The 7,629-nt window shown below is 28.8% G+C and carries 6 protein-coding genes and 1 pseudogene; 4 read left to right on the top strand and 3 right to left on the bottom strand.

All coding sequences use genetic code 11. The annotated features are described in order from the left end of the window. A partial coding sequence (locus B3630_RS08025; protein WP_346897075.1) for an HAD-IC family P-type ATPase occupies positions 1-799 on the top strand: 799 nt, incomplete at its 5' end. A 212-nt stretch (positions 800-1,011) separates the two neighbouring features. Here B3630_RS08025 and B3630_RS08020 read toward each other — a convergent pair. From B3630_RS08020 to B3630_RS08010, 3 genes and pseudogenes are all read right to left on the bottom strand, one after another. After that, positions 1,012-1,595, bottom strand: a pseudogene (locus B3630_RS08020) (LrgB family protein). A 95-nt stretch (positions 1,596-1,690) separates the two neighbouring features. Further along, positions 1,691-2,050 (bottom strand): CidA/LrgA family protein, encoded by a 360-nt coding sequence (locus tag B3630_RS08015; RefSeq protein ID WP_346897073.1) that lies wholly within the window; start codon positions 2,048-2,050, stop codon positions 1,691-1,693. Between the two features lie 150 nt (positions 2,051-2,200). Further along, positions 2,201-2,632, bottom strand: a complete 432-nt coding sequence (locus tag B3630_RS08010) for a hypothetical protein (protein WP_150845003.1) — start codon at positions 2,630-2,632, stop codon at positions 2,201-2,203. A 221-nt stretch (positions 2,633-2,853) separates the two neighbouring features. Here B3630_RS08010 and B3630_RS08005 point away from each other — a divergent pair, with 221 nt between their 5' ends. The 3 genes from B3630_RS08005 to B3630_RS07995 all read left to right on the top strand — a co-directional run bounded on the left by B3630_RS08005 (position 2,854) and on the right by B3630_RS07995 (position 7,600). Then, positions 2,854-5,145: an AAA family ATPase gene (locus B3630_RS08005; RefSeq protein ID WP_346897071.1), complete on the top strand. Its 2,292-nt coding sequence runs from the start codon at positions 2,854-2,856 to the stop codon at positions 5,143-5,145. Between the two features lie 473 nt (positions 5,146-5,618). Next, positions 5,619-6,128, top strand: coding sequence for a hypothetical protein (locus tag B3630_RS08000; RefSeq protein WP_346897069.1), 510 nt, complete (start codon positions 5,619-5,621; stop codon positions 6,126-6,128). After that, positions 6,122-7,600 carry a methyl-accepting chemotaxis protein gene (locus tag B3630_RS07995; protein ID WP_346897067.1) on the top strand — a complete coding sequence of 493 codons (1,479 nt, stop codon included), beginning with the start codon at positions 6,122-6,124 and terminating at the stop codon, positions 7,598-7,600. The genes B3630_RS08000 and B3630_RS07995 overlap by 7 nt, the downstream gene beginning before the upstream one ends. Positions 7,601-7,629 lie beyond the last annotated feature (29 nt).

Raw genomic sequence — 7,629 nt, 5'->3', positions numbered from 1 at the left:
TATTGTAGCTATGACTGGTGATGGAGTTAATGATGCCCCTGCTATTAAAGAAGCTGACATTGGAATAGCTATGGGAATTTCAGGAACAGATGTAACTAAAGAAGCTGCATCTATGATATTATTAGATGATAACTTTGCCACTATTGTAACTGCAGTTGAAGAAGGTAGAGTTATATATGATAATATTAGAAAATTTATAAGATATCTATTATCTTGTAACTTAGGTGAAGTATTGACTATGTTCTTAGCTTCATTGTTTTATTTAGAAGTACCACTTCTTCCAATTCAAATTTTATTTGTAAATTTAGTTACAGATGGACTTCCAGCTATAGCTCTTGGAGTAGATCCACCAAATAAAAACATAATGTATGAAAAGCCAAGAAAAAAAGGTGAAAGTGTTTTTGCAAGGGGATTAAAAGAAAAGATATTAATTAGAGGTGCATTAATTGGTGTTTGTACAGTTCTTGCATTCTTAGCGGGTAAGTATTATGGATATGGATTAGGAGTATGTAGAACTTTAGCCCTTGGAACTCTAATTTGCTCACAGTTAATTCATGTATTTGAATGTAGAAGTGAAAAGTATTCTCTCTTTGAAATCAATCCTTTTAGCAATATGTATTTATTGGGTTCTGTTATTATTTCAGTGACAGCACTTTTGTTAGTAATATATGTTCCTATGTTACAAGGTATATTCCATACCATGTCTATAGGTATTGGACAGTGGGCAATTATTGTATTTTTCTCAGGAATAATATCCTTTATTAATAGCATTGCTACTTTTGTAGGAAACAGAACTTAAGAATATTTTAAGTGAAAAATAGCCAAGGTACTTTTTAATGTGTTTATCCTTATAGTAAATAGTTTTGTTATTTAAACTGTCTGCAATAAGGGAAGCATATCACTCTAGGTACCATGGCTGTTTTATATGTTCTGGAGCTTTTTAAAGTAATAAAAGTTTGAGAGAATTTAATAGCCTGTACGAATTCTCTCATTGTAAAGTTTATTAAAGACTTATAAAAGATTAGCAAAGATGGAGGCACCAATTACTGTGAATAAACCTGCTACTGCTATTGCAAGACCACTCATGGCACCTTCTATTTCTCCAATTTCCATTGCCTTTGCAGTGCCTATGGCATGGGAAGAGGTTCCTATGGCGATTCCTTTAGCAATTGGTTCATGGATATGAAATACCTTACAAATAATTTCAGCAAGGATATTACCAATAATACCAGTTACAATAATAACAGCTACTGTAATTGTGACAATTCNNCTGAAATTCCCATTCCTATAGCTGTAGTAATGGATTTTGGAAGCAAGGTTACATACTGTTCATGGGTAAACTTAAAAAGCAAAGCAAATAAAAATACACTTATAAGACTGGCTGCTACTCCAGAAAAAATTCCTATTATGATAGCTTTAAAATTGTTTTTTAATAAATCCAGTTGCTCGTATAGAGGAATTGCTAGACATACTGTAGCAGGAGTTAGTAAATAGCTTAAATATTTTGCTCCATTATTGTAACTTTCAAAATCTACTTTAAAAATAACTAAAGCTACCATTACAAAAAGAATTGAAATAAGTAAGGGATTAAAGATTCCATTATTAAATTTCTTTTTTAAAAACAATCCTATTTCATAGCCTAGAATACTGACTACTACTCCGAAAAATGCTGAATTGCATAATAAATCCTTCAATTTTTATTCATCCTCTCTAGTTTAATCATAAACTGGGTAACTTTACCTGTGACTATCATTACAATAACTGTGGTTAAAATAGTTATTATAATAACAGGAATACAAATATCCTTTAGTACATCCCAAGAAACTAATAAACCAACTGCTGCTGGTATAAACATAAGAGGCATAATTTCTATTAAAAAAGTTCCAGTTTCCTTCACTTGTTCAAGGGAAATTATTTTTGCTTTTAAAACTATAAGCATGAGAATTAAACCATATATGCTAGCAGGAATAGGTAATGGAATAATATATTTTAATATTTCTCCAATAAAAGTTACTGCCAAAATAATTGCAAATTGACGAAAATACTTCATATAAACATCCCTTTCTAAATTGGTACTACCAATTTAGAATTGTACATCTTTTTTATAGGTATGTCAAAAAAACACAGAATACAAGTAGTATCCTGTGCTAACTAAAAAGTTAAGTTTTCCTATTACACCCCAGCAAAGGGGCTTCATTACTTATTTAAATCTTCTATCTTGTCTTACTCTCTGTATCTTCTTTTGACCACCTTCAACAGGAACTAAGTCTCTCTTATTAGTAAGGTTCATAACGTTCATTATGCTTATGTAGTCCTTAAATTTCTTTTTCTTCTTTTTCTTTTTAGAATAATCAGGTTTTAAACCTTGAATCAATAAAGAATGACCTTGAGATACAGGAATGAATTCTGGCTTTTTAAACCATCTCTTTTTCTTATAAACACAAGTTGCTATAGTTCTAGCACTGTCTTGTTTTACTACAATAGTAACAATAATAGTATTTAAAATTCCAAGAAAAGATTTTTCCTCTGTTTTAACAGATAAAGCTCTTCCTTGAACTTGCGTTATTCTATCACCATATCTATTTATAAAAGCGTTAGAATAACTTTGTGATAATTTGTCTTTGAATCCCATATGAATAACTCCTTTACATGAAGAATAAATAACTACGTATAATATCTGACTGTATTCAAGTGTATAATATTACACAATATCATTATTATATAATAATTAAGTTGTTATAACAAGTTTATGTTTAATTTTTAAAAATTATAATATGAATTTTTATGTTTTTGTTCCAAAAGTCCTTTTATAAGAATATTAATATACTAAATGATTTTATTTGGGAGGACAGTATGAAAAGAGTTTTAAAACCCAGTGAAGTTTTGTACGATTTTGAAATTGTTGAAGATAGAGAAATAGAAGGCGAATTTATATTGCCACAATATAAGGATGCATATAGTAAAATAAAAACATCACTTCTTTTAAATGGTGAAGGGTATAATATTTACTTAGTTGATGAATTTTGCAAGGATAGAGTAAAACATATTATTAGCTATGTAAAACATATATTGAAGGATGGAAAGCCACCAAAGGATATATGTTATGTTATAAAAGGAAATGCAAAGGAGCCTATTCATTTGTTTGTTAACAATGGATATGGAAATAAGCTTAAAAAGGTAGTAGATAAGATTCAAGAGTTTTATGCAAAAAGTATATTTAAATTTTATAATGGCATAGATAATAAAGAAAAAGAACACCTTATTAGCACTATTAAAGACAGACGTAGCAAAATAGTGGGAGATTTAATTAAACTTTCTAAAGACTATGGTTTTGATATAAAAACTAGTGGGGATGGATTTACATTTATACCCCTAGTTGATGGAAAAGAAATGACAGAGGATGAATTTGATAATCTTAAGGAAGAAGAAAAATTTGAAATATTAAATAAAGTTGATGAGTTAAAAATAAATGCTAATGATATATTAGAAAAGTTAAGAAATATGAAAAGTGATGAAATAAATAGAATTAGAGAAATAATGGATAACTTTTTTAAAGAAGAAATGGAAGAGTTAAATGTAGTAATAGAAGAAGAATTTAAGGATGATAGTGAGGCTAAGGCTTATATTCATTACTTAATTACTGAGATTAAGGGAGAACTTGAGGAAAACTATTCTATAAGCTATGAGGATGATGAAGAAGCTATAAGAGACATTATATATAAATATGATGTAAATGTAATTGTTGATAATTCAGATATTGAGTATCCACCAGTAATCTTTGAAGAAGATCCTAGTGTGTCTAACCTTTTTGGGTCTATAGATTATGAAAATCATAATAATATATATGTATCTACAGTAAAATCCATAAGAGCAGGTAGTTATGTAAGAGCTAATGGGGGATGTCTAATTCTCAGAGCCAGTAGTCTACTTAGTAATTCTCAGTCTTATTATTATTTGAAAAGAGCTATAATATCAGAAAAAGTAGATTTAGATTACAACAGAGGATATATAGAACTATTCACTTTAAGTAGTTTAAAACCAGTACCTATGCCTATTAACACTAAAGTAATAATAATTGGAGATTATGATATTCATGACGCTTTATATAACTATGATAAAGAATTCAGAACAATATTTAAGACAAGAGCTGACTATAGGGGAGTATTGAAGGCCGAGAATAAGGTTAAAACTGTATTACTAAAAGAAATAAATAGATTGTCTAAGGAAAATAATATTAAACCTATAACATCTAGTGGCATAAGAGAAATTGCAAAATTTTTATCTAGAAAGGCAGAAAATAAAAATAAGGTACATTTCGACCATGATGAATTATCAAACCTTATAATACAAGCTAATTATAAAGCAGAAGAAGAGGCAAGGGAATTTATTGATGGAGATGATATAGAGAACATTGCTTATAGGAAAGAGCCTATAGAAAGAGAATATCTAGAGTTATATGATGAAAAAAAATTGCTGATAGATGTTTCAGGAAGCAAGGTGGGACAAATTAACGGGCTTTCTGTCATTGATACGGGATATACAAGTTTTGGTAAGCCTGTTAAAATAACCTGCACCTGTTTTAAGGGGGAAGGAAAAATCATTGATGCTCAAAGAGAATCCAACCTAAGTGGTAAAATCCATACTAAGGGAATTAATATTTTAAAAGGATATATTAATAATATCAATGGAGGATATAAAACTCTGCCAGTAGATTTCAATCTTAGCTTTGAGCAGTTATATGGAGTTATAGATGGTGATAGTGCATCAGTAGCTGAAGCATTAGCTATAATATCTGCTCTTTGCAAGATTCCTATTAAACAAAATATTTCAATTACTGGATCTATAAATCAATTTGGTCAAGTACAGCCTATAGGTGGTGTAAATGAAAAAATTGAAGGATTCTTCGAAGTGTGTAAAATCATGGATGATACGGAAGGGAAGGGAGTTGTTATTCCTCTATCTAATAAAGATGATTTAGTACTTTCAAGAGAAGTTGAGAGAGCAATTTTTGAAGGAAAATTTAAAATATATACTATAGAAACTGTAGAAGATGCCATGGAGTTAATACTTGATGCTGAAGAAATTACTATGGATAATATAATGGAGTTAATAAGTAAGCAGTGTATAGAATATGATAAGAAATGATGGTAAAGAAAGGGTGTAAATTCCTTGAACCCCTCCATGAACAGAACAAATAGTTAACTATTAATATATGTATATAGTAATATAGATATATTGTTATATAACTAGTTAGTCTTATGGGAATGTATTAGCATACCATATATTTTCAATATTGATGAAATAAATATACAATAAATAAGTGTAAGGTGGAGAGTATTATGCAACTTTTAAGGTAATGAGTTGTAATAATACCCTCCATTTATAGTTAATTAAATTTTTTAAATAGAGCTATTACCATTGTAATAGCAGCTTGACTATAGAGGGTTTTGAACTTGAAAACATCTATTTTTGTTTTATTATTTTAATCAACTAAAGGTCTAACTAATAATTTTATATCATTATAATTATTCTATATAAAGAAATTTATGAATATTGCAAAAATTAAAATATAAAGTGTAAAAACTTTATATTAATAAACTTTGAATGGGGATGGGTATATGAAAAAGAATTTCAACAGCTTAAAGAGTAAACTTATAATTTCGTTGCTAGGAGTATCTATTATCCCTTTAATTTTTATATCCTTATTGGTTTATAATGAATGTTATAGTTTGCTTAAAGATAACTTAAAGTACTCCACTAGTCAAACGCTAGTAGAGGTGAATAGAGGGATAGAAAATTATTTTAATACAGTTGCGAATCAAATAAATTCACTAACACTTAACAGTAAATTTATTGAGTTGGACAATAGCAGTGAAAGCGTTAAAGATATAATAAGTCATATGAATAATGTAGAAGTATCAGATTCTAACATTAGTACAGTATTTTATGGAACAGAGAATGGTGATTTTTATGCTTCCCACAAAATTAATCTTCCAGATAAATATAATCATAAAGAGAAGGAATGGTATACTTTAGCTACAGTAAATAAGGACTCTTATATAATTACATCTCCATATACTAGTGCTGAAGATCAAAAACTACGGTTACACTGGCTAGGACAGTGGTAAAAGATGGACAGGTTGTTGGAGTTGTTGGATTAGATTTATCTTTAGATGTTTTTAGTTCAAGTATATCTAATATAAAAATAGGTGATGAAGGGGTTGTAGTTGTATGTAGTAGTAATGGTGATATTGTATCTCATACAGATGAAGGCTTAATAGGTAAAAATTTAATAGAGGTAGATGAGAAACTTAAATCTGTAGTAGATGATAATTCAGGTTTTATAGAATTAAGTAACAATGGAAAAAGAAATTTTGTAGTTTATAATTTGAATTCATTAAAAAACATAAAATTAGTAGCATTTATACCTGAAATAGAATTATTGAAAGATACTAATGCAGTTAGAAACTTTTTAATAATAGGGATAATTGTAATAGGAATAGTTGCAACAATTATAAATATAATTTTAGGAGAAGGTATCGCTAAAAACATGAAAAAGGTTAAGAAAGTAATATCTAAAGCTGCCAAAGGAGATTTCACTGGTAAAGTAGAAATTAAGTCCAAAGATGACCTTAAAGAATTAGGAGATTACTTTAACAATATGATGAAATCCATTGCACTATTGATGAAAAATGTGGACAAGTCATCTCGGGTGGTATTAAAAACAGCAGCTGATTTAGCTATCATGTCTAATGAAACTACTACTGCCCTTTCACAAACTCATATAGCAATGGATGAAATAGCTTCAGGTGCTTCTAATCATATTCAATGTGCAAACCATATGGAAGATTTAGCTGTAGGAATTGATAATATAGAAAATTCCTCTACAGAAATTGATAGTATATCTAAAGTTACAAAGAATTATAGTATTGAAGGAAGCAAAATAGTTTCAGAGCTAATAAACAGTTCTACGAAAATAAAAGATACTTTTGAAGTTGTTGGAAATATAGTGAAAGAAGTAAATGAAAGTATGGATCAAATAAATCTTATATCCAAAACAATTTCTGATATAACAGAACAAACTAATTTATTATCTTTGAATGCATCTATAGAGGCAGCTAGATCTGGCGAGACAGGTAAGGGGTTTGCGGTAGTAGCTAATGAAATAAGAAGATTAGCAGATCAATCAAAGAGTTCAACTGATAGAATAAATGTTATGATTAAAGCCATAGAAGAAAAATCTATGTTAGCTGTATCTGCTATAAATAACTCTCAACAAGTGGTAGATGAAGAAGGAAAAATGGTAAGTGAAACTTCACAAATTTTTGAAAACATATCTGGAAGTGTACTTGAGTTATCAAGTAAGATAAGTGAAATTAAAAAATCTATTGAGAATATTCAATATGAAAAAATTAATGTAGTAAGAGAAATAGAAAATATTACATCAATTTCAGAAAGCACTGCTTCAGCCACAGAAGAAATATCAGCTTCTACAGAAGAAATTACTGCTAATATGGATGAAATTTCAAGATATACTCAGAATTTAAATGAATTATCTGAAACTTTAAAATTTGAGATTTCAAAGTTTATAATTGAATAATACATTATATAAAAGGGGCTTTCGCAAAA

The sequence above is a fragment of the Clostridium sp. UBA7503 genome, from assembly GCF_002477055.1.
Taxonomy (GTDB): domain Bacteria; phylum Bacillota; class Clostridia; order Clostridiales; family Clostridiaceae; genus Clostridium_J; species Clostridium_J sulfidigenes.
The sequence above is the reverse complement of the archived record's forward strand: the minus strand, read 5'-3'. Positions and strand labels throughout refer to the sequence as shown.